The 22,011-nt window shown below is 54.2% G+C and carries 20 protein-coding genes and 3 tRNA genes; 1 reads left to right on the forward strand and 22 read right to left on the reverse strand.

Annotated features, from left to right (window positions below):
- Positions 1-4: 4 nt before the first annotated feature.
- The 16 genes from truA to pgsA form a co-directional block, all read right to left on the reverse strand.
- Positions 5-733 carry a tRNA pseudouridine(38-40) synthase TruA gene (gene truA, locus HZA73_04640; GenBank protein MBI5805316.1) on the reverse strand — a complete coding sequence of 243 codons (729 nt, stop codon included), beginning with the start codon at positions 731-733 and terminating at the stop codon, positions 5-7.
- A 112-nt stretch (positions 734-845) separates the two neighbouring features.
- On the reverse strand, positions 846-3,398 hold the full coding sequence (locus tag HZA73_04645) for a TIGR03960 family B12-binding radical SAM protein (GenBank protein MBI5805317.1): 2,553 nt from the start codon (positions 3,396-3,398) through the stop codon (positions 846-848).
- A gap of 142 nt (positions 3,399-3,540) precedes the next feature.
- A tRNA-Gly gene (locus tag HZA73_04650) sits at positions 3,541-3,615 on the reverse strand.
- A 76-nt stretch (positions 3,616-3,691) separates the two neighbouring features.
- Positions 3,692-3,776 (reverse strand) — tRNA-Tyr (locus HZA73_04655).
- A 113-nt stretch (positions 3,777-3,889) separates the two neighbouring features.
- A tRNA-Thr gene (locus tag HZA73_04660) sits at positions 3,890-3,965 on the reverse strand.
- Positions 3,966-4,153: 188 nt separating this feature from the next.
- Positions 4,154-4,546: a response regulator gene (locus HZA73_04665; protein MBI5805318.1), complete on the reverse strand. Its 393-nt coding sequence runs from the start codon at positions 4,544-4,546 to the stop codon at positions 4,154-4,156.
- 43 nt (positions 4,547-4,589) lie between these two features.
- Entirely contained in the window at positions 4,590-6,083 is a 1,494-nt protein-coding gene (locus HZA73_04670; GenBank protein ID MBI5805319.1) for a HAMP domain-containing histidine kinase, read from the reverse strand.
- Positions 6,084-6,188: 105 nt separating this feature from the next.
- Entirely contained in the window at positions 6,189-6,983 is a 795-nt protein-coding gene (locus HZA73_04675) for a class I SAM-dependent methyltransferase (protein MBI5805320.1), read from the reverse strand.
- Positions 6,980-7,705 (reverse strand): polyprenol monophosphomannose synthase, encoded by a 726-nt coding sequence (locus HZA73_04680; GenBank protein MBI5805321.1) that lies wholly within the window; start codon positions 7,703-7,705, stop codon positions 6,980-6,982. Before HZA73_04680 ends, HZA73_04675 begins: the two co-directional genes overlap by 4 nt.
- 3 nt (positions 7,706-7,708) lie before the next feature.
- Positions 7,709-9,082, reverse strand: coding sequence for a radical SAM protein (locus tag HZA73_04685; protein ID MBI5805322.1), 1,374 nt, complete (start codon positions 9,080-9,082; stop codon positions 7,709-7,711).
- A 1-nt stretch (position 9,083) separates the two neighbouring features.
- Positions 9,084-10,226: a DUF362 domain-containing protein gene (locus tag HZA73_04690; protein MBI5805323.1), complete on the reverse strand. Its 1,143-nt coding sequence runs from the start codon at positions 10,224-10,226 to the stop codon at positions 9,084-9,086.
- A gap of 117 nt (positions 10,227-10,343) precedes the next feature.
- Positions 10,344-10,907, reverse strand: coding sequence for an RNA 2',3'-cyclic phosphodiesterase (gene thpR / locus HZA73_04695; GenBank protein ID MBI5805324.1), 564 nt, complete (start codon positions 10,905-10,907; stop codon positions 10,344-10,346).
- A complete protein-coding gene (locus tag HZA73_04700) occupies positions 10,904-12,148 on the reverse strand; it encodes a competence/damage-inducible protein A (protein ID MBI5805325.1) in 1,245 nt (414 codons plus the stop codon). The genes thpR and HZA73_04700 overlap by 4 nt, the downstream gene beginning before the upstream one ends.
- A gap of 33 nt (positions 12,149-12,181) precedes the next feature.
- On the reverse strand, positions 12,182-12,955 hold the full coding sequence (locus HZA73_04705) for an NUDIX hydrolase (GenBank protein ID MBI5805326.1): 774 nt from the start codon (positions 12,953-12,955) through the stop codon (positions 12,182-12,184).
- A 15-nt stretch (positions 12,956-12,970) separates the two neighbouring features.
- Positions 12,971-13,450, reverse strand: a complete 480-nt coding sequence (locus HZA73_04710) for a phosphatidylglycerophosphatase A (protein MBI5805327.1) — start codon at positions 13,448-13,450, stop codon at positions 12,971-12,973.
- A gap of 181 nt (positions 13,451-13,631) precedes the next feature.
- A complete protein-coding gene (gene pgsA / locus HZA73_04715; GenBank protein ID MBI5805328.1) occupies positions 13,632-14,228 on the reverse strand; it encodes a CDP-diacylglycerol--glycerol-3-phosphate 3-phosphatidyltransferase in 597 nt (198 codons plus the stop codon).
- A gap of 120 nt (positions 14,229-14,348) precedes the next feature.
- Between pgsA and HZA73_04720 the strand changes: the two genes are divergently transcribed.
- On the forward strand, positions 14,349-14,822 hold the full coding sequence (locus tag HZA73_04720; protein MBI5805329.1) for a hypothetical protein: 474 nt from the start codon (positions 14,349-14,351) through the stop codon (positions 14,820-14,822).
- Position 14,823: 1 nt separating this feature from the next.
- Here HZA73_04720 and HZA73_04725 read toward each other — a convergent pair whose 3' ends face one another.
- From HZA73_04725 to HZA73_04750, 6 genes are all read right to left on the reverse strand, one after another.
- Complete coding sequence (locus tag HZA73_04725) at positions 14,824-16,218, reverse strand: tetratricopeptide repeat protein (GenBank protein ID MBI5805330.1); 1,395 nt, start codon at positions 16,216-16,218, stop codon at positions 14,824-14,826.
- A gap of 76 nt (positions 16,219-16,294) precedes the next feature.
- Positions 16,295-16,831, reverse strand: coding sequence for a 2-oxoacid:acceptor oxidoreductase family protein (locus HZA73_04730; protein MBI5805331.1), 537 nt, complete (start codon positions 16,829-16,831; stop codon positions 16,295-16,297).
- Entirely contained in the window at positions 16,831-17,586 is a 756-nt protein-coding gene (locus HZA73_04735) for a 2-oxoglutarate oxidoreductase (protein ID MBI5805332.1), read from the reverse strand. The genes HZA73_04730 and HZA73_04735 overlap by 1 nt, the downstream gene beginning before the upstream one ends.
- Complete coding sequence (vorB, locus tag HZA73_04740; protein MBI5805333.1) at positions 17,586-18,839, reverse strand: 3-methyl-2-oxobutanoate dehydrogenase subunit VorB; 1,254 nt, start codon at positions 18,837-18,839, stop codon at positions 17,586-17,588. The genes HZA73_04735 and vorB overlap by 1 nt, the downstream gene beginning before the upstream one ends.
- 117 nt (positions 18,840-18,956) lie before the next feature.
- Complete coding sequence (locus HZA73_04745) at positions 18,957-19,160, reverse strand: 4Fe-4S binding protein (GenBank protein MBI5805334.1); 204 nt, start codon at positions 19,158-19,160, stop codon at positions 18,957-18,959.
- Between the two features lie 175 nt (positions 19,161-19,335).
- A partial coding sequence (locus HZA73_04750; GenBank protein ID MBI5805335.1) for a T9SS type A sorting domain-containing protein occupies positions 19,336-22,011 on the reverse strand: 2,676 nt, incomplete at its 5' end.

Genomic DNA, 22,011 nt, shown 5'->3' on the forward strand with positions numbered 1-22,011 from the left:
AACCTCAATACTCCACCTTCACCAAACACAGCCCGCAGGCCGGGGCGGTCTTGCCGGCCAGGGTCCGGTCCCTGGACTCCAGTATTCTCTTCATATCCTCCGGCTTAAGGCGCCCCCGGGCTGTGTCCATCATTGTTCCCACCAGGATCCGGACCATGTTGTGCAGAAAGCGGTCGGCCAGGATCTCAAAACTGAGCACGCCCCCGTAATCCTTCCAGCCGGCCCGGGTCACGTTCACATTGAAATTGTCCACTTCAGCCTGGGCCGAGGCGAAGGCGGTGAAATCGTGTTTTCCCAGTATTACATTGCACAATTCCGGCAAAACATCCCGGTTCAGCGGATAGAGGATCCTCCAGGCATAGCGCTCCAGCAGGGGCGAGCGCCGGGTGATGATCTGGTAACGGTACAGCCTGCTCTTGGCTCCGAAGCGGGAATGAAATTCAGGGTCGGCCTCTTCGGCCTGAAGCACCGCCACGTCCTTTGGCAGCAGGGCGTTCAGGCCCTCGTTGAAGGCTTTTAAGGGAATGTCCTTCTCCGTTTTGAAATTGGCCACCTGGCCCGAAGCATGGACCCCGGCGTCGGTGCGGCCCGAGCCGATCAGCGAGACCTTCTCCCCGGTCATCTGGGACAGGGCCGACTCCAGCACCCCCTGCACCGTGCGCTGCTCCGGCTGGACCTGCCACCCGGCGAAGGAAGTGCCGTCGTATTCTAGTAGAAGTTTGATGTTCCGCAATTTGTAACTATATCTGTAGATTTTTTGACAGGATTAACATGATTTCCCGGATTCAATCACTTCACCCCTTCCCGCATCGGGAAGGGGATGGGGGTTAGGTCGGTGCCCAACCCTACACAAAGCGCATGGGGCTTAGCATCTCCCGGGGCGTGATGTGGTACATCCCCGTCCGCTCGATCAGCAGCTGCTTGACCTTTCCCTCCTGCAGGTCCAGCATCACCGCCAGGGCCTCGTTCAGCTTGACCCCGCCCTCCACCAGCCGCATTTTGATCTTAAGAGAACCGGCCTCGTCCGAGAGGTCCAGTATCTGGGGAGCCAGGTCCAGTTCCTTGTGCTGGTCCTTGCGCAGGACATTGACCAGCCAGGGCTTTTTGCCGTCCAGGATTTCTCTGGCCTTCCGGACCGCGGTTTTGGTATCAAAGTCCGGATCGCCTTGCACCCGGTATTCGGCGGCATCGCACAGCTCGGTGATGGATTTGGCGTTGCCGAAGATCGGCTTGGATTCCAGTATCTTCAACCCCGGCGGCAGGTGCTTGTTCAGCAGCAGTCCGATGTCCTCAGAAAGGGGCCGGTCCAGCTGAATGTCCATGTAATCTGCGCTGGTGGTCAGCCCCAAGGCCAGCGGCGGGCCGAAAGCAATTTTGGGATGCGGGGAAAAGCCCTGGGAGAAGGCCACCGGCAGCTCCGCCCGGCTGACGGCCCTCAGCCAGGCCCGCATCAGGTCCAGATGGGAGATGAAGCGAAGCTCGGGGCCCTTGGTATAACGCAGGCGAAACTTGGTCCTGGCCAGCGGGGCCGGCCCGGCCATCTTCTTGGCGCTGCGCCCGAAACCGTCTGCAAGCTGCAAGCTGACAGCTTTATGCTTTAAGCTGTCCCCTGTCTCCAGTCCCCTGCCCCCTGATATCTGTTCCCTGATCCCTGTTCCCTGCGTCCCGCAGTCCGCTCCGCAGCCGTGGCAGCCCTGCTCCCGGCAGTCAGAGGTGATCTGTTCCTGGTAGGCCTTCTGCTTTTCCTGCAGCAGGAATTTCTTGGAGACCCCGTAATCGATGTTATCCCAGGGCAATGTTTCCTCGGCGGTCCTGGCCCGGCACAGTTCGTCGAGATTGAGACCGAGTTCTTTCAGGGACTCCTCCCACCGGCCCCAGACGAAATGCTCGCTCCACTGGTCCAGCCTGGCCCCCTTCTGCCAGGCCTTTTCTATCAGGGCCGCGGTTTCGCTGCCGCCCCGGGCCAGCAGTCCCTCCAGCTTGGAGGATCGCAGGTCGTGCCATTTCATCTGGACCTTGTGGGACTTGAGGCCCCGGGACAGAAGGTCTATCTTCCGGCACAGCGTCTCCCAGCTGTCCTGGGCCTCCCACTGGAACGGGGTCTGGGCCTTGGGCACGAAGGGCGAGACCGCCACTTTCAGGCTGACACCCAGTTTAGAGGCTTGGTGGCAGAGGTCGCAAAGTTCCTTCAGATCCTCTTCGGTCTCGGTGGGCAGGCCGATCATGAAATACAGCTTGACCTGCATCCAGCCCTCTTTTTTGGCCAGGGCTATCACCCGCAGCAGCTCATCCTGGCTGATCCCCTTGTTGATCACATCCCTCAGACGCTGGCTGCCGGCCTCGGGGGCAAAGGTCAGGCCGGTCTTCTTCACCTTTTTCAGGGCCTCTATCATCTCCCCGTCAAAGGAATCCAGCCTTAGGGACGGCAGGGAGATGGCCACTTTGGAATTGGAAAAACAACCGTTAAGTTTCTGCAGGAGCCCCAAAAGATCCGGGTAATCTCCGGAGGAAAGCGAAAGCAGCGAGACCTCGTCCCAGCCGCTTTTGGCGATGCCCTCTTTGGCCAGCTTCACCACCTCGTCTTCAGACCTTACCAGCCGGGGGCGGTAGACCATCCCGGCCTGGCAGAAACGGCAGCCCCGGGTGCATCCCCGGGCGATCTCCACCGTCAGCCGGTCATGGGTCACCTCCACCAGCGGCACCAGCGGCGGGTGGGCGGCATCCTTGATGTCCAATGAGGAGATGTGCCTGGCCCGTATCCTGACCGAAGTTTTGTTATGTATGACTGGGACATATACCCCGGAGATGCGGGAGAGCCTTTCGATTTTCTGCCTTCTGCTTTCGTTTTTCGCCTTGGCTTCCTGCAACTGCCCGCAGATGTCAACGATGGCATCCTCGCCGTCTCCGATCACGAAGGCATCAAAATATTTTGACAGCGGCGCCGGGTTGGCGCAGCAGGAGCCGCCCCCGATCACCAGGGGATGGTCCTCTTGCCGCTGGTCGGAATACAGCGGCAGGCCGGCCAGGTCCAGCAGGTTCAGCACCCCGGCATAGCACAGCTCGGTCTGCAGGGTGATTCCCAGGACATCGAATTCCTTAAGCTGGCGCCGGGTCTCCCATCCGAACAGCGGGATCCCCTGTTTGCGCATGGCCTCTTCCATGTCCGGCCAGGGCAGGTAGCTGCGGTCGGCCAATGCCTGCGGAAGCCGGTTGACCACCGAATACAGGATGGCCAGCCCCAGGCCGGACATCCCGATCTCGTAAAGGTCGGGATAGGCCAGGGCGATCTTTACTTGCGCCTGGTCCCAGTTTTTGTGGATGGAATTCAGTTCGTTATCGGTGTAACGTCCCGGCCTCTGCACCAGAGGCAATATTTTATGTAAGTTGGAGTTATGCATACTAAAAGGTTAATTTTATCATAGCGGATTGAGTTTTGCAATCAAATAAAACCCGTATTTATGGTTGTTTTTGGGACCGGTCGGGCAAAAAGATAAAGGCGCCCTGATGACCCTTTTGGGATCGCCAGAACGCCTTAAAAAATGGAGCGGGTGAACGGAATTGAACCGTCGTATCCTGCTTGGAAGGCAGGAGCACTAACCGTTGTGCTACACCCGCATATATTAAACTCAAAAACCTAATTCCTAAACACTAAAATTAGGATTTAGAAATTAGGAATTGAAAATTTGCAAAGTGGTGGTGAGGGGAGGATTTGAACCTCCGAAGGCTTCGCCGACAGATTTACAGTCTGTTCCCTTTGACCACTCGGGAACCTCACCAATAATGTATGCCAAAATTTTGTAGAAATTGAGAAGTTCAGAAGATGAGATATTACCCTGCATTTTCGCGCTCACCTTCCCGTCTTCAATGGTTAGGATCTTCTATGTATCAATGGAGCCACCGAAGGGACTTGAACCCCCGACCAGCGGTTTACAAAACCGCTGCTCTACCAACTGAGCTACGGTGGCAGGCCCTTTTGCCACTTGGTTATTCATCCTGAAACAAGCGTCCCGAGTTTGGTGGGTCAAGGGATCAAATAACAATTTGTAATTTTAGCAGATTTAAGGGGTAAAAGTCAAGATGAACGAAGCGTATTAACCAAAAGACCATCGTTTTTATTGCTGAAAGCCCGGGGATCAAAATGACTGTCTGGAGGTCATTTCCCCTTTCCCAGCACGGCTTTTACCCTGTCCACCAGGTCCTGGGGCTGAAAAGGCTTGCAGATGTAGTCCGCCGCCTTGTCCCTTAAGGCCGCCATCTTGTCCCGGGCCTCCACCTTGGCGGTCAGCATCACCACCGGGATCCCGGCGGTCGTTTCCTCGATCTTGAGTATCTTCAGAAGCTCCAGCCCGTCCAGGTCGGGCATCATGATGTCCAAAAGGATCAGGCTGGGCCTTTCCCGGTAGATCAGCTGCAGGGCCTCGTGGCCGGAAAGCATCGGCAGCACGGCATACCCGGCCTCCTCCAGGATCAGCTTGACCATGTCCAGAATGTCCTCTTCATCGTCTATCACCATGATCTTGACCTTGTGATTGTTCTTGCCGTTCATAAACCCTCCTTTGGGTTGTGGTTGATATTATAAGAGAAATTTGTTACTCCGGTACCGGTAACTTAAAACTGAAGGATGTTCCTCCACCCAGCCTGCTTTCGACCTCGATCTTGTCGCCATGAGCTTCCACTATCGCCTTGACGATGGAAAGCCCCAGCCCCACCCCCCCGTATTTGCGGGTGGATGATCCGTCCACCTGGTAAAAGCGGTCGAAGATCCGGGGCAGGAATTCGGCCGGGATGCCGGCCCCGGTATCGCTGACCGTGATCAAAACCTTTGGGGAAAAGGCCTCGGCACATAAAGTGATGCTGCCGGACTGGCTGAATTTCAGGGCGTTCTCCACCAGGTTGTCCAGCACCTGGATGATGCGGTCGCGGTCGGCCCTGACCCTGATATTGGCCGGAGAAGAAGTAAGAATCTTCAACTTTTTTTTGTAAGCCTCGGCCCGGTAGTTGGCGGCCGCTTCTTCCAGCAGCGGTTTGATCTCGAATACGGTCTCATTAAGCGCCAGGTGCCCGGCCTCGATGCTGGTGATGTCCACCAGTTCCACGATCTGATGAGTGAGCTTTTTTAAGTTGCGGCGGATCACCTCCAGACCCTTTTGCTGTGGCTGGCTGATAGGCCCCATTTTACCATCCAGCAGATACTCGGTATAACCGACGATTGCGGTCAAGGGTGATTTTAGTTCATGTGAAACATTGGCTATAAACTGGCTTTTAAGCTTGTCCAGTTCCCTTAAACTGAGGTTGGCCTGGTACAGTTTTTCGTAGGACTCGGACAAGGCCTCCATGTTTTCCTTGAGCTGCTGAGACATCAGGTTGAAATCATCGGCTAGTTCGCCAAGCTCATCCCTTGTGTTGATCTCCACCTGCTGGCCGATATTGCCCTTTCCCACCTGCCTGATGGTCAGGGCCAATCTTGTTATGGGATCAGTGATGGCCTTGGCAGTCAGAAAAGCCAGTAATATCCCAACGACCACAAACAGAAGTGTCAAAAGGATCACCTGCCCTAAAATGCTGTAGATCAACTGCCCCAGTGACCTGTAGTTTGATAGATAACGGACAGATATCCTGTGATCCCCTCCTTCATCATAATAAGGCACCATTATATCCAGCCCCTCGGTGTCACCAGCCAATTTGGCTTTTTGCTGGGATGATTCCCTGAGCTTGGCCCGCTGAGCTGTTTGTTGGCCGGCTGCGAATGGCGCTGGCCACTCATTAGAAGGAGCCTCCGGAAGGGCTGAGTCAAAAAGCACCATCCCTTCGGTATTGATGATCTGTATGGATTCCATATGCTGGTTATGCCTGATCAACCCAATTACCTGCTCCCGCAATCTGCTTTGATCCCGGCCATAATATCTTTCGAAGCTTTGTCCGATCTGGGAAACCGTCAGGCTGGCAAACGAACCGACATTGGCCTCTATCTCTGATTTCAAATACCTGCTCCTGGTGAACACCGTGGCTATGGCATTTACCAGCAGGATCACCACCACCATTATGCTGATGGCCATGGCGAATTTCTGTTTGAGGCTTCTCATTTATGCTTGCAGTCTGATCTTGTTTTTGATCTTACCGGACGAATGAGCGGTGGTCCCACACCAGTATCGTATCCTTGAACCCTTGAATCGTATCAGCAGGACACATCAAGCCGGCCTGCCGGGCTTGACCCCCTCGGTTGCAATCCACCACCCGGTGAAAAGAGGCCAGGGATGAGGCAGGCGGCCCAGCAGGCTGAACAAACTGATGAAGGTTCTTGCCAGACTGGCCGGAGCGTTATGTTTGGCCAGCCATTCCATAATGGTAACAGCTCCGACAGGAACGTGCATGACCCCTGTCTGACGGCCGTTGGCGAACCCGGCATTGGTTAAAAGCGACCTGACCTGGCCGGCCCTGTAAAAATAGCCGGTCTGGTATTCTTTTTTCTTAAAACGTTCGGCCAGCCTTACACCCAATTTGAAGAAAGGATTACTGCCGGAGTTGAGTGCCAGCACCAAACGGCCTCCCGGCTTTAAGACACGATAACATTCGTTGATGGCTTTTTCAATCTCAGGAAAATGGTCAAAGGTAGAAGGTGAAACAATCAGATCAAAGGTTTCATCCTGGCAAGCCAGGAAACGGGCATCACTGCAGATGATCCTAACATTTTTCCCCGCTTCCGTCAGTCTGGCCTGCGATTTCCGGCATATCCCGGAAGAAATGTCCATTCCGAAAACTTCCGAGATACTGTCCGGATATACAAATAGTCCGGGGTCGCCCAGAGCCGCCTCGTACAGGTCGGTATAGAGTATCCTTCCTTTTTTTCCCAGCCCCCAGCGCGATAAAAGGTTCCGATACTCACCCGTCTTATACCGGGCCAGCACTGGAAGCAGATAATATCCTTCAACTGAATCGGCGACCTGGTTCCAGTATTTATTTTCGGGCAGGGGTCTTCCCGTCATTTAGGGCCGCCCCATTTTTCGGTCCGGGCCAGATATCTCAGCACCGGGATCATCACAAAACCTTCGTACATTATCTTAAAATTGAAGGTGGATGTGCCCCGCTGCCGGTCAATGAACACTATTGGGATCTCCTTGACCCTGAAACCGGAAAGCAGGCTGCTGTATAATAGTTCCTGCACGATGGCCGGCCCCCGGGAGATCAGGGTGTCCACATCCACGGTTTCCAGCACTGCCCGTTTGAAGGCACGGTAACCTGAAGTGCAGTCGCGGATACTGATGCCCAGTACCCGGCGGATGTACCAGTTGGCAAAGACCGTGATGGCATGGCGCATCCAGCCCCGTCCCACATCGGCACCGCCCGGCACAAAGCGGGAGCCCAGCACCACGTCGGCCTGATCCAGGCCGTCAAGCAGGGCCGGAAGGTATTTTGGGTCGTGCGAAAAATCAGCGTCCATCTCCACCACCGCCTCGGCCCCCCAGTTCAGGGCATAGCGCAGGCCGGCGATGCCCGCCAGCCCCCGTCCCCGGATCTTGGTGCGGTGCAACACGTGGACTCTGGGGTTTTGGGCCGCCAGTTCATCGGCGATCCTCCCGGTGCCGTCGGGGGAATTGTCGTCCACCACCAGGATGTCCACCCCGGGAGAAAAGCTGAATATCTGGCTGGTCAGCCGCTCCAGGTTCTGGGCCTCGTTGTAGGTCGGGACCATGATCATGGTCTTCATGCTCTAAGACTGTCCTTTCAGCAGGGTCATAGCTTCGGCCAGGTTTATTTTCAGCTCGGTGAGGTTGGAGATGCCTTTAAGCCTTTTGAAAATATATCCCGGCCTTAAATAGAATTTATGCATCGCTCTGCGGCGCCACTCCCCGATCCTGGCCCCGTCGGTTTCGCCTTCCAGAATATTGGATGATGATGACTGGTCCTGTTCTCCGCCCTGGACCCAGCCCCTTGATCTGGCTTCGGCCGTCAGCGGGGTCAGCGGCTTGGCCACCGGCACGTTGAAGGAGGCGAAGTCGGGATCCAGCTCCAGCGCAAGGTCCATGGTCTTTTGGAAGGATGTTTCTGTTTCCCCCGGCAGCCCGATGATGAACGTGGCCACGGTCCTGATCCCGTGCTTCTTGCACAAGGCAAAGGCCCGGCGGATGATTTCAATGGTTGTTTTCTTATGATAACGGTCCAGCATCTCCTGGTCGCCGGATTCCACTCCCATCATCAGCAATTCGCATCCCGCCCGTTTCATCGACAGCAGAATCTCTTCGGTTAAAAGATCGGCCCGGGCAAAGCAGCCCCAGGGCAGGTTTATCCGCTTGGAGATCATCTCCGATAGAAGTTTCTCCGTCCGTTCCCGGTCCGCCCCGAAGGTCTGGTCGCCGAAGGAAAAATATTTTATCCCCAGTTTCTTGAGATACAGCAGTTCCTCCATGACCTCGGGAACAGGGCGGAGTTTGTATGGCATTTGGCCGATCAGGCAGAAATCGCACTTGAAGGGACAGCCGAAATCGGTGACCACCCCGGCATAGGGAAGTTTCCGGGCAAAGGGCATCCGGTATTTTTTATAGGGAAATAGTTCGTGACGGGGAACGCCGATGGAATATTCCTTTTTCAGGGGGCTCCTTGGAGCCGAGTATGCCCCTCCGTTGATGGAGGCAATGTCCTGATGGCCAGAACGTGCCCCCTCCAAATACCCCAGCCACCCTGGCGAGCTGTAATCCAGGATCACTGCATCAATGAAACTATTGCTCCTCAACAGTCTTTCAGTATCATCAAATCCGGCGTCGCCGCTTACCAGCAGTTTTACTTCCGGCATCTCCCGCTTAAGAAGTGCGAAGAAACCAAGATCGTTCTCTAGTGAGGCCTGGCCGAAAAGGGAAATGATGTATTCCGGGTTGATATCCCTTATCTTGTCCAGGGCCTGCCCGGCTGGGAGTTTTTGGGCCATGGCGTCCAGGACTGTGATCTGATGCTTAGTGTGCAGGTAACCGCTGACCACCAACAGATCGATAGGCGGCGTCAGGTAGGCCGCCTTGGAAACCTTGCTGCAGTAGCTGTCCCGCAGGTATGTTTTGTCGCCGGGAGGATTGAACAACAGTACTTTTGACATCCTACTTCTTCCCCAGTCTGGCAAATGCCTCCACCAGCATCTCCGGCGAAGGCGGGCAGCCCTCTACCCAGACCACTCCGGGCCGGCCCTGCAAATGCCTGGTGCATTCGCCCACCGCGATCACCCTTTGGCTGTTCCTGGGGATCGAAGCCTGGTGGCCGTAAACAAAGTCCACCCGGCCGAAAACCATCTGGCGCAGCACCGGCATCAGGCTGGCGGCCCAGCGCCGGGGATCCCGGGCCGAGGAGACCAGCCCCTCCCGGGCCGCGCCCCCGCAAAGGCTGCAGGCCAACGGCGTCCTTTGATTGTGCAGGCCCAGCATTTTCAGCATCTCCATCTCGGGCCGCTTGAATTTGCGGGCGCAGTCCTCCAGCCGGTCACCGTTGATGTTTGATCCCAGGCTGCCCAGTCCCATATCAGCGGCCAGTTTTATATGCTCCACCTCCATCGGGTCTATTCCCATCAGCCGGCAGCCGGCGGCATCCACCGCCAAGGGATCGTCCCCGGCCACAAGAACCTTGAGATCAACTTTCTTTCCGGCGAACAGCGGCCCGTCGCCCTCGATGGCGGTGAATCCGTCCAGAATGGTGAAGTCGGGACGGATCAGCTTATAAAGCTCGGCCACCGGCCGGTGCAGGCCGCTCTTGTGGAAATGTTTCTTGTCGGCGTAGGAAAGCAGGCCCTTCTGGTTCTTCAGGCCCAGGGTGACCAGGGTGTTGATGTGGGTCTTAAGCTTGGGCAGATTGATGTAATAAGCGTCCTTGAACATCAGGGGAAGCTGAAGTTCGCCGTCGTACCACTTCTTCACCGGATAACGCGGGGCCTGATTAAGGTCTATCAGCGGAACATTGTATTTCCGGGACAATTCTCCAAAGCCTGTTTTTTCAAAGGCCTCCAAAGGATCAACCCCCAGCCCCGGCCCTTCGGCGATGGTGATATCCTTCACCCCCAGCGCTTTCAGGTGAACTATCAGCATCCCGGCCATGCGGGCATCGCTGACCACCCCGCTGGTTCCCGGAGCGGGAAAGACCAGATTGGGTTTTAGCACAACCGGTTTCCCGGGCGGTATGTTGAACGGCAATTCGTTCAGCCAGCCGGAGAAATGGGAGATGTTGGATATTTTTTTTAAATAGATCTCAGTCATATACTCTTATCTATCATAACCTTAAACTCCTTTAAATTCAAGCAAAAACTTAACAATTAATAAAAAAACAAACCCCGGGATCAAAAGCTGATCCCGGGGTTCTATTGATTGCTGGCTTCAGGACAATTTAATGGTTTCCAAAGGCTGGTAAATTGGTCCGTTTTGAGTAAGAGTGCTTTTGATCAAAGCCAATTTCCCAAAACTGAACTCCATCTCCTTCAAGGGTAAGGTTCTTATTTTTTCTGCCAGTTTGTCCATCTTGTTTGGGGAACGCACCCTTCCCAAAGTAAGATGCGGCTTGAACTTTTTGGGATCCCTGGCAAAACCGCAATCAGCCAGACCGTTCTCCACAGCAATTTGCAGAGCTGAGAGTTCTTGTATCCCGTCTTTAAGTCCCAGCCATACCACCTGAGGTCGACTCCATGATGGAAAAACGCCCATTTGTCCGACATGGCAGCAAATGGCTCTATTTTTTCCGCTTTGTTTTAAGAGAAACTCTCTGGCACAGTTGAGCTGTTCAGATGTTATCTCCCCCAGAAACTTCAGTGTCAGATGTGTGTTCTTAGCTTCAACCCACTTAATGTCGGCCTGCGGCTCTTTGAGCCGGGTGATTACGTGGGCCAAATGTTCTTGGACCGGCGATGGCAGCTCCAGTGCTATGAAGCATCGGATAAGATTCATTTACTGCCACTACCCAGATACAGCCTTAATTCATTCAGCGCCGTCTGGGCCGCCATTTCCTTTATCTGCCGTCTGGGGCCCAGAAATCTTTTTTCGATCACCTTGATCCCTTTTGGTCCGGAAATTCCGATGAAGACCAAACCCACCGGTTTCAAAGCGCTCCCTCCGTCGGGCCCGGCTATCCCCGAGATGGAAAGCCCGAGGTCACTTTTAAATATCTTCCTGGCCCCCAGCGCCATTTCCCTGACCGTCTCTGGGCTGACCGCCCCGTGTTTTAAAAGAGTTTGCGGTTTGACCCCCAGCATTTTTTCTTTTATCCGGTTGCTGTATGCCACAATTCCGCCTATTAAGTATTGGGAACTGCCGGAAACGTTGGTGAACCTGTCGCCGATCAGACCGCCGGTGCAGGATTCGGCCAGACCCAGGGTCAGTTTTTTCTTTTTCAGTATCAGACCCAAAACTTCTTCCAGCGTTTGTCCTTCGCTGCCGTAGATATGGTGCTTTAATGCCTGCTTCATCTTCCGGATGATCCCTCCGGCCTGCCTGTCCAGTGATTCACGATCAGCGCCGTGCAAAGTGACACGCAGGTCCACCCCCAGCTGCCCGGGCAGATAGGCCAGAACGCCGGGCTTCAAGGTCTTTTCCAATGCTGTCAGCTTTTCCGCTATGGCCGACTCCGGGATGCCGGTGGTGCGCAGGGCTGTGGACAGGATGAACCGGCGTCCGGGCGATCTTTCCAGGACGATCCTGATGCTCTCCTGCCATATGGCCTTGACCTCGCGGGGCACCCCGGGCAAAAGGATCAGTTTTTTGTTTTTAAGATCGAACAAGATACCCGGAGCCGTTCCCTGGGAGTTGAAGAGTACTTTGGCTTTTTCCGGAACCAGGGCCTGCTTAATATTGCAGGCCGGCATTTCCACTCCCCTCTTGGCAAAACGGAATTTTAAGGATTCAAGAACGCTCTTGTCCAATAACAGTTTCTTCTTGAAGTGTTTGGCCAGAACGTTCAGCGTGATGTCGTCGCTGGTGGGCCCCAAACCGCCGGTGCAGATCACCAGGTCCCCGGCTTTGAGTCCCTGGTCTACGGCTTCGATAATGTCGCTGGGATTGTCGCCAACTGCCGTTCTCCAGACCACCGGAACCCCAATGGCCGCAAGCTCCCGGCCCAGATGGGAGGAATTGGTATCAACTGTAAGCCCAGAGAGGAGCTCGTTGCCTATGGTGATTATGACGGCTTTCAATTTCACAAAAATAACGTTCGTCGGTTGAAACATTTAAAGTTCTTTTACAGGGAACGATCCCACAGATGCCTTTAACACCGGGATTAAATTTTCATCTTTTTCACGTTTATCTGAAGCAAGCTTCTCAATGGCATCCAGCTTCCTCGGCACGAACAACAATGATTCTATTTCCGGTTTGATTCCTTGCAGGCTCAACTGCTTGACATATTTTATATAATTATTCTTCACTTCATCTTGATTAAGCAGTAGATCTAGCTTAAAAACAGCGGAATAGAAATTTGACCGGCCCCCTTCTTTAAACAAATAAGGCCTGAATTGCCTTACCGTTCTGTAATCGTTCACATCTATGCCAAGTTCTTCGGCTATTTCCTTTTTTGCACTATGCGCCAGATCGATCTCATTGTTTTGAATATCACCTTTATCTATGCCGCCGCCGAACAATTGCAGTTTCTTCGGAGCAAATGTGTCCTCGCCCATTATGCCGATCACGAATTTGCCATCTGCTGTTTCTACCAATACCGAGGTATAAATCACTCTGCAATCGTGCTCTTCGTATACATTTTTATTGATCGTGTACAAAAAATGGGCATAATCCGTCAGCTCGACAGACATCGTGATACTTTGGCTGACATGTTTTATATCACTGATCGTAAATATGTCACCTCTGAAATACTTTTTACCCTTGTTCAGTAACGATTCCCAATGCGCCACACAATCATCACTATACCACCTCGGTAATGATACTTTTTTCTGATTGAAAAATACTTTAACATTATCGCCAAAGGAATACAGGTTTATTTCATTCATGGTTCATAACCAGTTTTATTTAATCAAATGGCCAAGGTGGAATACCCTAAAAACAACCTGCAGGACAACGTTGGCATAAATCCCGGCCAACAGGTCATCCACCATCACGCCCCAGCCGCCGGGCAGCTTTTGAGACTGTCTGGCCCCCAATGGTTTGATGATATCGAATGCCCGGAACAGCATAAAGCCTATGGCATAGAGCGCAAAGCCCTTGGGAACCAACCACAGCGTCACCCACATTCCCAGCACTTCGTCGATCACTATCCTGCCCGCATCATGCCCCCAGTCCTTCTCGGCCAGGGTGGCGGCCCAGACCCCCAGAAAGAAAAGCGTGATGATGAAGGAAAGCTGCAGCCAGATGTTCAGGTCCGCCCCGAACCACCAGATGACAAGCCCCACCAGGCTTCCGGCGGTGCCGGGGGCAATGGGACAATGTCCGGTAAATCCGGCCGAGGCCAGAGCTTTGACAAAATAATTGCTTTTTGTATTTTTCATATTATTGAACTTTGGCAAATTCGAAATTCAAATACCGAAACACTAAACAAAAACAAATTCGCAAATTTCAAAATACTAAATTGTTTAGAGATTCAGACATTTGGATCATTTATATTTGTTTGGGGTTTAACGTTTGGCATTTAGGTTATGCTGAACTTTGGCTTTTGTAAAAGTTCAGAAGTTACATATTTCCTTTGAACAAACCCAAAATAAGCCACCGGCTTTTTATCAGGTAATCCAGCCCCGAGACCACCGTCAGCAGCATGGCCAAAAAGATCAATCCGTCAAGCGCCGAAATATAATTCGCCAGCTGGTATTCAGGAATATATGTCCCGCCGGCGGCCAGGGTATCCCGGTAACAGATGAAAACCAGCACCGCCAGCACCGCCAGCATCTGGCTGGAGGTCTTAAGCTTGGCCAAAATACTTGATTCCATGATGTGTCCCCGGTAGGCCACCACGGTCCTTAGGCCCATGATCAGGAACTCCCGGACGATGATCACCATCACCATCCAGACGCTGGACAGCTTCAGGGCCACAAAGGCCACCAGGGCCACAGCTATCAGCAGCTTGTCGGCGATGGGATCCATGATCTTGCCGAAGCCGGTCTGCTGGCCGTTGCGCCGGGCCAGGTAGCCGTCCAGCAGGTCGGTCAGCGAGGCCAGCAAAAATACCGCCAGCGCCGCATACCGGCTGTAGACGTTGTCGTACAGCAGCAAAGCCATGAACACCGGGCTGACCAGCGCCCGGCCCAGGGTCAGTTTGTTTGGTAGGTTCATAATAATGAATTTATCAGATTTGACCAGGGTCTGTCAATCGGGTTTTCACAAAATCATCTTGACAGAACCGGATATTTCAGGTATCATCAAATCAATGTTTTTTCAGAAAAGGAGAACTGCATGAAAAAATACTTGCTGCTGGGGCTGCTGCTGGCTTCGGGCCTCTGGAGCCTGGCCCTGGCCGAGGTGAATGTCAACATCAACGTCGGGATCCCGGTCGTCAGGATTTCTTCGGATCCGTTGATGACGGTTATACCCGGGACCTACATCTACTTTATAACCGAAAGCTCCGAAGACATCTTCTTTTACCAGGGCTACTGGTGGCGGCCATATAAGGGGCGCTGGCACCGGGCCAACGGGTTCAACGGGCCCTGGACGTTCGTCAAGCCCGGCCGGGTGCCGCCGGGGATGCTGAAACTTCCTTCGAGCTGGCGCAATCTGCCGCCCGGTCATCCGTCTTTAAAGCACTCCCAGGTCAAGAATAGCTGGAAGCAATGGGAGAAAGAGAAGCATTGGAACAGAAAAGAGGGCGGCAAACCCGCCGCAGTGAGCAAATCCAACAAGAACAAAGGGACGAAACATGGCAAGAACTGATTTACCTCTCCCTTAATTCATCCAAGGCCTCCCGGTATTCCATCCTGGCGCTTTTGCTGTTGAGCAGATTAAACAGCGAAAGCGCCGTTTTTTTATATGCCTGTTCGCCGGTCAATTTGAACAGTTCCAGGTTTAAAGGCGCCATCTCCTCGTAATCCTGGCTTTGTTTGAGCATCGACTGCAGCTGTGCCAGCCCTTTTTCCGGTTCCTTTTTTGCCTCCAGTTTGGCCATTAGCAGCCGGGCCGGAAACAGGACATTCCTGGCGTTGATGGCCGTGGCTATCTCCAACGCTTCGCCGTTAAGTTTTTCCGCTTCGGAGTTGATCCCCTGGGAGTAACAGAGAACGGCTTTGTCGTAAAGGTTGATGGCCAGGTCGTGCTGTTGCCCGGTCTCCCGGCATAGATTTATGGCCCGATCAAAACATTCTTCGGCCCTGATCACCTGCTTCATCCTTTTATAGATCGCACCCAGGCTGCCCAGGGCAAAAAGCTGGTTGTATTTGTCCTTTGTCTGCTCGGCGCCCAAAAGCTGCTGCCGGGAATATTCCAAGGCCTTTTTATAATCACCGGTTTCGTTGTAAATGGCGCTCAAATTGCCGCAGGCCAGACTTATGTTCCTGATGTCTCCCAGTTCCTTCGACAGTTCCAGGGACCTTTGGAATAACGGCCGGGCCTCATCCATCTGGGATAGATTGAAATAGACCACCCCCATGCTCATATTGGCATAGGCCAAACCCTGTTTGTCCCCGATACTTCTGCAGATGTCGAGTTTTTTCTGCTGGCATAATATAGCTTGCTGTCTGTCTCCCTGATAGTCATAGACCAATCCCAGATTGCCGTTGGCCCTGGCCTGGCCTTGCAGATCCCCCAGGTACTGACTGATGGCCAGATCCTTCTCAAAGTATTCCTTGGCCGCGGAATATTTGCCCTGGCGCAGGGAGATGATGCCTATGTTACGCAAGGCCCGGGCCAGCAGATCAGCGTTCCCTTCGGCCTGGGCCAGCTCAACCGCTTTTTGGCAGTGGCCCATAACCTCCTGATATTCCCCCAATTGTTTGTAGGCTTCGGCCAGAGCCAGCAGGGCCTCGCACTGTCCCCGGATGTTTTCCGCTGACATCTGATGTTCCAGGGCCTCCAGGGCCAGCGGCAGAGCGGCCTGATACTGTCCCTGGTCGGCCAGTATCCTGGCCAGTAAGATCTTGCTCTCTGCCTCCAGGTCAGGCCGGCGGCCCAAGGCGGCTGCCTTAAGGTTCTCTTCCGTCAATCCCCGGGCCCGCTGCCAGTTCCCTGCCAGAACAAGGACCTCGGCCTGCCGGCGGCGCAACTGATAGGGATAAAGCCTGTCTTCGGCCACGATCCAGTATATGTTTTTTTTATATCCAGGTTTGTACGGCATATCTGATGTTCATTACAAAATCATAAAAACAGGCGAGGCTGAAATTTCCGCCTCGCCTGTTGCAGTTCACAGATTGTTACCTGGCCGCCTCGGCCCCCTTCTTCAGGGCCTTGACGTTGAGCTCAATGATCTCCGGCTTGGCCCGCTTGAAGACCTTGGTCAGAGCCTTGGCGATGGCCTCGATGGACACAGCCCCGGTCGCACCGGAGAAGGCTCCCAGGGCCACCATGTTGGCGATCTTGGTGGTGCCCAGCTCTTCGGCTATCTTGTTGCACTCCACATAAACGACTTTGATGTCGGTGCGCTTGGGCTTGGAGTTGACCAGCGAGCTGTTGATGATCATCAGCCCGCCCGGCTTCACCAGCGGCTCGAACTTGGCCAGGCTGGGCTCGTTCATAACGATAACCGTCTCGGGCCGGGAGACCACCGGGGTGGCCACTTCGTCGGAGGAGATCACCACCGAGCAGTTGGCGGTGCCGCCGCGCATCTCGGCTCCGTAGGCCGGGAACCAGGAGACGTGCTTGTCTTCCAGCAGGCCGGCCTGGGCCAAAAGGATCCCGGCCGAGATCACTCCCTGGCCGCCGAATCCGGAGATTCTAATTCCCTGATGCATCAGTTGGCACCTCCTTCCTTTTCCGGTGAACGGAACACCCCCAGCGGGTACAGGGGCATCATTTTTTCAGCCACGAATTTGGCCCCGTCCAGCGGGGTCATCCCCCAGTTGGTGGGACAGGTAGAGAGCACCTCCACCATAGAAAAGCCCTTGCCATCGATCTGGTTCTGAAAGGCCTTTTTGATGGCCTTCTTGGTTTTAATCACATGCTGGGCGTTGTGGATGGAGGTCCGCTCCAGGTAGATGGCGCCTTCCAGCGGGGTCAGAAGCTCGCAGACCTTGATGGGAAACCCATTTACCTTGGTGTCGCGGCCCGCCGGACAGGTGGAGGCTTTCTGTCCCACCAAAGTGGTGGGGGCCATCTGGCCGCCGGTCATGCCATAGATGGCGTTGTTGATGAAGATGATGGTGATGTTCTCGGAACGGGCCGCCGAGTGGATGGTCTCGCCCATGCCGATTGAGGCCAGATCGCCGTCGCCCTGATAGGAAAACACTATGCACTCCGGCTTGGAGCGCTTGATGCCGGTGGCGATGGCCGGGCCGCGGCCGTGGGGACCCTGGATCATGTCGCAGTTGAAATATGAATCGGCGAAAACTGAGCAGCCCACCGGGGCCACGCCCACCGTTCTTTCCCTTATTCCCAGCTCATCCATGGATTCGGCCACCAGCCGGTGGACGATGCCGTGCCCGCAGCCCGGGCAATAGTGCATTTTCATGTCGACCAGGCCGGCCGGTTTTTTATTCAGCAGTTCCATTATTTACGCCCTCCCTTCTTTTTAGCAGCCTTGACACGTTTGACGTTTGGCGTTGAACGTTTAACCGGCCGGGCTTTGGGGGTCTTGGACTTCGTTGCAGTTTTCTTGGCGGCCGGTTTGGATTTTTTAACAGGTGCTTGCACCGAGCGAGGTCGAGGTGTGGCCGCCGCTTTTTTGACGGGCCCTGCTTTTTTGATCTTTTTGTAAACTTTTTCGATCTCGGCAAAGACCTCTTCGCTGGCGGGGATCCCGGCCGGCCTGGCATACAGATCAACCACTGCCTGCCCGTTTATGGCCAGGCGCACGTCCTGCACGAACTGGCCCATGCTCATCTCCACCACCAGGAAGTTCTTCACCTTTTCGGCCATCTTGGCCAGCTCCCGGCTTGGGAAGGGCCACAGGGTAATGGGCCGGAACAGACCGACCTTAAGCCCCTTGTCCCGGGCCATCTTCATGGCGGCCGAGGCTATTCTGGAGGAGGTGCCGTAGGCCACTATCACCAGGTCGGCATCCTGACAGTTCCGGGTCTCGTATAAGACCTCCCTGGCTTCGATCTCCTGGTATTTCTTCATCCGGATGAAGTTGATCTTCTCCAGCTCGTTCTCCCGCAGATCATAGGACTTGACGATCCTTTTACCGCGTCCGGAGGCCACGCCCAGCTCCCAGCCCTTTTCCTTGCGCGACTTGGGATCCACTGTTTCGAACTTGAATTCCACCGGCTCCATCATCTGGCCCAAAATGCCGTCGGCCAAAATCATGGCCGGCATCCGGTACTTCTCGGCCAGTTCAAAGCACTTCATGGGGAAGTTGCCCATCTCGTCCACCGAGTTGGGGGCCAGCACTATGGTCCGGTAATCGCCGTGGCCGCCGCCCCGCACCGACTGGTGGTAGTCGCCCTGGGAGGCCGCGATGTTGCCCAGCCCCGGGCCGCCCCGCACCACGTTGGCGAAGAAGAACGGCAGGTCGGCCCCGGCGCAGTAGGAGATCCCCTCCTGCTTAAGGCTGATGCCCGGGGATGAGGACGAGGTCATGCTGCGGATTCCGGTGGCCGCCGCCCCGTAGATCATGTTGATGGCCGCCACTTCGGACTCGGCCTGAATGAAGGCCCCGCCCACCTCGGGCAGGCGCCAGGACATGTACTCCGGCACTTCGTTCTGCGGAGTAATGGGGTATCCGGAAAAGAACCGGCACCCGGCCCGGACCGCGCCTTCGGCCATGGCTTCGTTGCCCTTCATTAAGATTTTTTCACCCATTATATTTTTTCTCCTGTAAAAAATGTTTTTGTAGCGATACTGTTGGGGCAATTCATCCTACTACGTTTGCTTTTTGCTTACTTCGTAGGACACGTGAATTGCCCTTCCTTAGCCTTATTACTTCCAGACCTCAATGGCCAGGTCGGGACAGATCTGGGCGCACAGCCCGCAGCCGATGCAGCAGTCCTGTTTGGCCAGCTTGGCCGGGTAATAGCCGGTAACGCTGAAGGTCTGGGACATGGCGATGCACTCCTTGGGACAGGCCTTGGTGCAAAGCTCGCAGCCCTTGCAGCGGTTCTCGTCCACCCTTATTTCGGGCATGTTAAAACCTCCTGATTTTGTGGAATTTATAATATTGGTTATTGTCTTATTTTCAAGGAAACCTAAAAAAGTATTCTAACAGAATTGATTTTATTTTGCAAGGGATAAATGACATAATTTAGTTAAAAAAGCGGGTTGGTATTTAACCAACCCGCTTTGAGATATTTTAATGCTTTTACTTCAGCAGCATCAGCTTCTTGGTGGCTGAATATTCCCCGGCCTGAAGCCTGTAGATATACACTCCGGCTGCAACCTGGCTGCCGTTCCAATTGATGGCGTGATACCCGGCTGGTTTGGTCCCCAGATTAAAGCGCTTGACCGTCTGACCGGCTACATTGTACACTGTCAGGCTGACATTGGTGGCCTTAGGCAGTTGGTATTTGAAGGTGGTCTGGCCTCTTGATGGGTTGGGATAGGCACCGTTGAGGGCAAAGACCGCTGGCACCGATGCTCCGGGGTTACCGGCCACACCCAATGGCCCGATGGCCTTGAAGCTATAGGTAGAACTGATGCTCTGGTGATCCAGCATGTCCGTGGCTTTGATGTAATAGCTGACCGCCAATGTCTCATCCGTGGCCGGGCTTAACTGCGGAATGCTGTCACGCAGGCTGTCGGACGCAAAGAACATGGCCGTACTGTCCCAGGTTCCGGCATTGATACGGGTAAACAGATACGCGCTCTTAACGCCGCATAGGTCATACGCCTTGGCTGTCACTTCATACGGGCCGTAAGGCGAGGACTGGTCTTCGGGCAGGGATTTGACGCTTTGGAACAGCGGTGCAGTGGTGTCTATCCCAAAGGTTCTGTAGCCGGAATAGCTCCCGTAGTTCCCGGCCAGGTCGAACGCCTTCACCCGCCAGTAGTATTTGCCTTCGGTCAGGTTAAAAGTATCCAGCAAGATGGCTGTGGTGTCCTCGATCATCGGGGATATGAATGTACTAACAGTGTCCAATTGGATCACGTATTCTACCGGCGCGCCTTTGGGCGCAAACGATGCCTTCTTGGCCACTTCGGTCCAGGTGCAGATCATGGAATTATCCGCACACCATGCATTGTTCCATGGTGAAACAAGGTTTGGAATTTCCGGGTCCTGTAAATCCAGCTGCAGGTTTCGAGTCTGCGAATACGGCTCCTCGTTTCCGCACAGGTCGATCGCCCTCACCTGCCAGTGATACAGGGTGTCGGATACATCCAACTTGAGACTGATGCTGGTGCCGGTGACGATCGTGTCCACTGTGTCGCTGGCCCATATTTTGAAGCGGTAGCTGCCCATGCCGTAATTGTCCGTGGCCGCGGTCCAGACGAAGGTGAACAGGCTGTCCCGGGCGATGGTGTCATTGGCCGGGGAAACAAGGCTGACAGTCGAGGGGGCCACGTTGTCCATGTAATAGATCGGATAGGTCAGCATATTGCCGGCCATGGGCGTGCCCAGGCCCAGGTTGTTGGTGGTGGCGCTGTTGGTCTCCAGCGGCACGATGTTGATATAGTTCTCGCCCCATAGCAGGGAATCAGCGCCCCAGTTGTACTGCCATCGTGTGAATTCGGTCTTGGACACACCGACCGTGCCCAGGTTCCAAAGGCTGTCCTGCCCGGTCATCCAATCATTCAGTACCATGGTGACCGGTAACGAGGTCGGATTCCAGTTCATCATGGCCGTGCCGTACAGGTCCGGCTGTTTCGAATAACACCTGTTGTTCTGGTAGTGATCCATGAAGGCTTCAAGACCGGTATTCCACTCCCGCACCTCGTCTATCACCGTAACATTTTCACCGATGTAATTTGTTATATAAACCTTGTTCGTAACCGGATTCACCGCCAATGCATAAGGATCGTTACCAATGGCCCCAGTAGTGGTGTCGTTGGTTGCACCATCTATTATCATAACGCTTGAGTTATTGGCTACATATATTTTATTAGTTACCGGATTCACCGCTATGGCCCCGGGTGCTAATCCCGTGGAAACCATTGTTGTTGCGTTCGTGGCTCCGTCTATCACTGTCGTATTGTGTGTGCCGTAATTTGCCACATATATCTTGTTGGTCATGGGATTCACCGCCACAGCTTTGGGGCTGCTGCCAGTCGGCACCGTTGCCGTAAGGTTGGTGATACCGTCTATCACTGTCACATTTGCGCTATTTTGATTAGGCACATAAATTTTGTCGGTTACTCGGTTCACCGCCACGGCTCCGGGATTGGTTCCCGCAATCACATTGATAGTGCTGTTGTCTGCTCCATCAATAACAGTAACGTTATTACTGCCCCAGTTGGCTACGTATATCTTGTTTGTTACCGGATTCACCGCTACGGCCACGGGGGTTGTTCCCGCTGTCACGGTAGTGGTGGCATTGGTGGCCCCGTCGATCACTGTCACGTTGTTTCCGTAATAATTGGCCACGTAGATCTTGTTGGTGACCAGATTCACCGCTATGGCATAAGGATTGGTTCCAGCGAACACTGATGCAGTAGTTTTATTAATTTCGTCTATCACCGACACGTCGCCGCCATTATAATTTGCCACATAGATCTTGTTGGTCACCGGGTTTACCGCTACGGCTACGGGATAGTTTCCGACGATCACGACGTTAGTATCGTTTGTGATTCCATCAACAATAGTTAAGTTATTATTTGTGTCATTTATCACATAAATCTTATTGGTCACCGGGTTCACGGCCACGTCCCTGGGGTTAGACCCCGAAGGCACGGTGGTGGTGTCGTTATCGGCCCCGTCTATCACGGTCACGTTGTCGCTGCCATTATTGGCCACAAATATTTTGTTGGTCACCGGGTTCACCGCCGCGGCAATGGGCTTTGTTCCCGCGGCCACGGTGGCCGTGGCATTGGTGGCCCCGTC

The sequence above is a fragment of the candidate division TA06 bacterium genome (assembly GCA_016235665.1).
In the GTDB taxonomy this organism is placed as follows: Bacteria; Edwardsbacteria; AC1; order AC1; family EtOH8; genus UBA5202.

Bases quoted from the DNA above. Each gene is read 5' to 3' on its own strand.
- HZA73_04745 (MBI5805334.1), bottom strand. From the start codon at position 19,160: ATGCCCGAAATAAGGGTGGACGAGAACCGCTGCAAGGGCTGCGAGCTT.
- HZA73_04645 (MBI5805317.1), bottom strand. From the start codon at position 3,398: ATGCATAACTCCAACTTACATAAAATATTGCCTCTGGTGCAGAGGCCG.
- thpR (MBI5805324.1), bottom strand. From the start codon at position 10,907: ATGAATCTTATCCGATGCTTCATAGCACTGGAGCTGCCATCGCCGGTC.
- HZA73_04725 (MBI5805330.1), bottom strand. From the start codon at position 16,218: ATGCCGTACAAACCTGGATATAAAAAAAACATATACTGGATCGTGGCC.
- HZA73_04665 (MBI5805318.1), bottom strand. From the start codon at position 4,546: ATGAACGGCAAGAACAATCACAAGGTCAAGATCATGGTGATAGACGAT.
- HZA73_04710 (MBI5805327.1), bottom strand. From the start codon at position 13,450: ATGAAAAATACAAAAAGCAATTATTTTGTCAAAGCTCTGGCCTCGGCC.
- HZA73_04720 (MBI5805329.1), top strand. From the start codon at position 14,349: ATGAAAAAATACTTGCTGCTGGGGCTGCTGCTGGCTTCGGGCCTCTGG.
- HZA73_04730 (MBI5805331.1), bottom strand. From the start codon at position 16,831: ATGCATCAGGGAATTAGAATCTCCGGATTCGGCGGCCAGGGAGTGATC.
- HZA73_04670 (MBI5805319.1), bottom strand. From the start codon at position 6,083: ATGAGAAGCCTCAAACAGAAATTCGCCATGGCCATCAGCATAATGGTG.
- pgsA (MBI5805328.1), bottom strand. From the start codon at position 14,228: ATGAACCTACCAAACAAACTGACCCTGGGCCGGGCGCTGGTCAGCCCG.
- HZA73_04690 (MBI5805323.1), bottom strand. From the start codon at position 10,226: ATGACTGAGATCTATTTAAAAAAAATATCCAACATCTCCCATTTCTCC.
- vorB (MBI5805333.1), bottom strand. From the start codon at position 18,839: ATGGGTGAAAAAATCTTAATGAAGGGCAACGAAGCCATGGCCGAAGGC.
- HZA73_04685 (MBI5805322.1), bottom strand. From the start codon at position 9,082: ATGTCAAAAGTACTGTTGTTCAATCCTCCCGGCGACAAAACATACCTG.
- HZA73_04735 (MBI5805332.1), bottom strand. From the start codon at position 17,586: ATGGAACTGCTGAATAAAAAACCGGCCGGCCTGGTCGACATGAAAATG.
- HZA73_04705 (MBI5805326.1), bottom strand. From the start codon at position 12,955: ATGAATGAAATAAACCTGTATTCCTTTGGCGATAATGTTAAAGTATTT.
- HZA73_04675 (MBI5805320.1), bottom strand. From the start codon at position 6,983: ATGACGGGAAGACCCCTGCCCGAAAATAAATACTGGAACCAGGTCGCC.
- HZA73_04680 (MBI5805321.1), bottom strand. From the start codon at position 7,705: ATGAAGACCATGATCATGGTCCCGACCTACAACGAGGCCCAGAACCTG.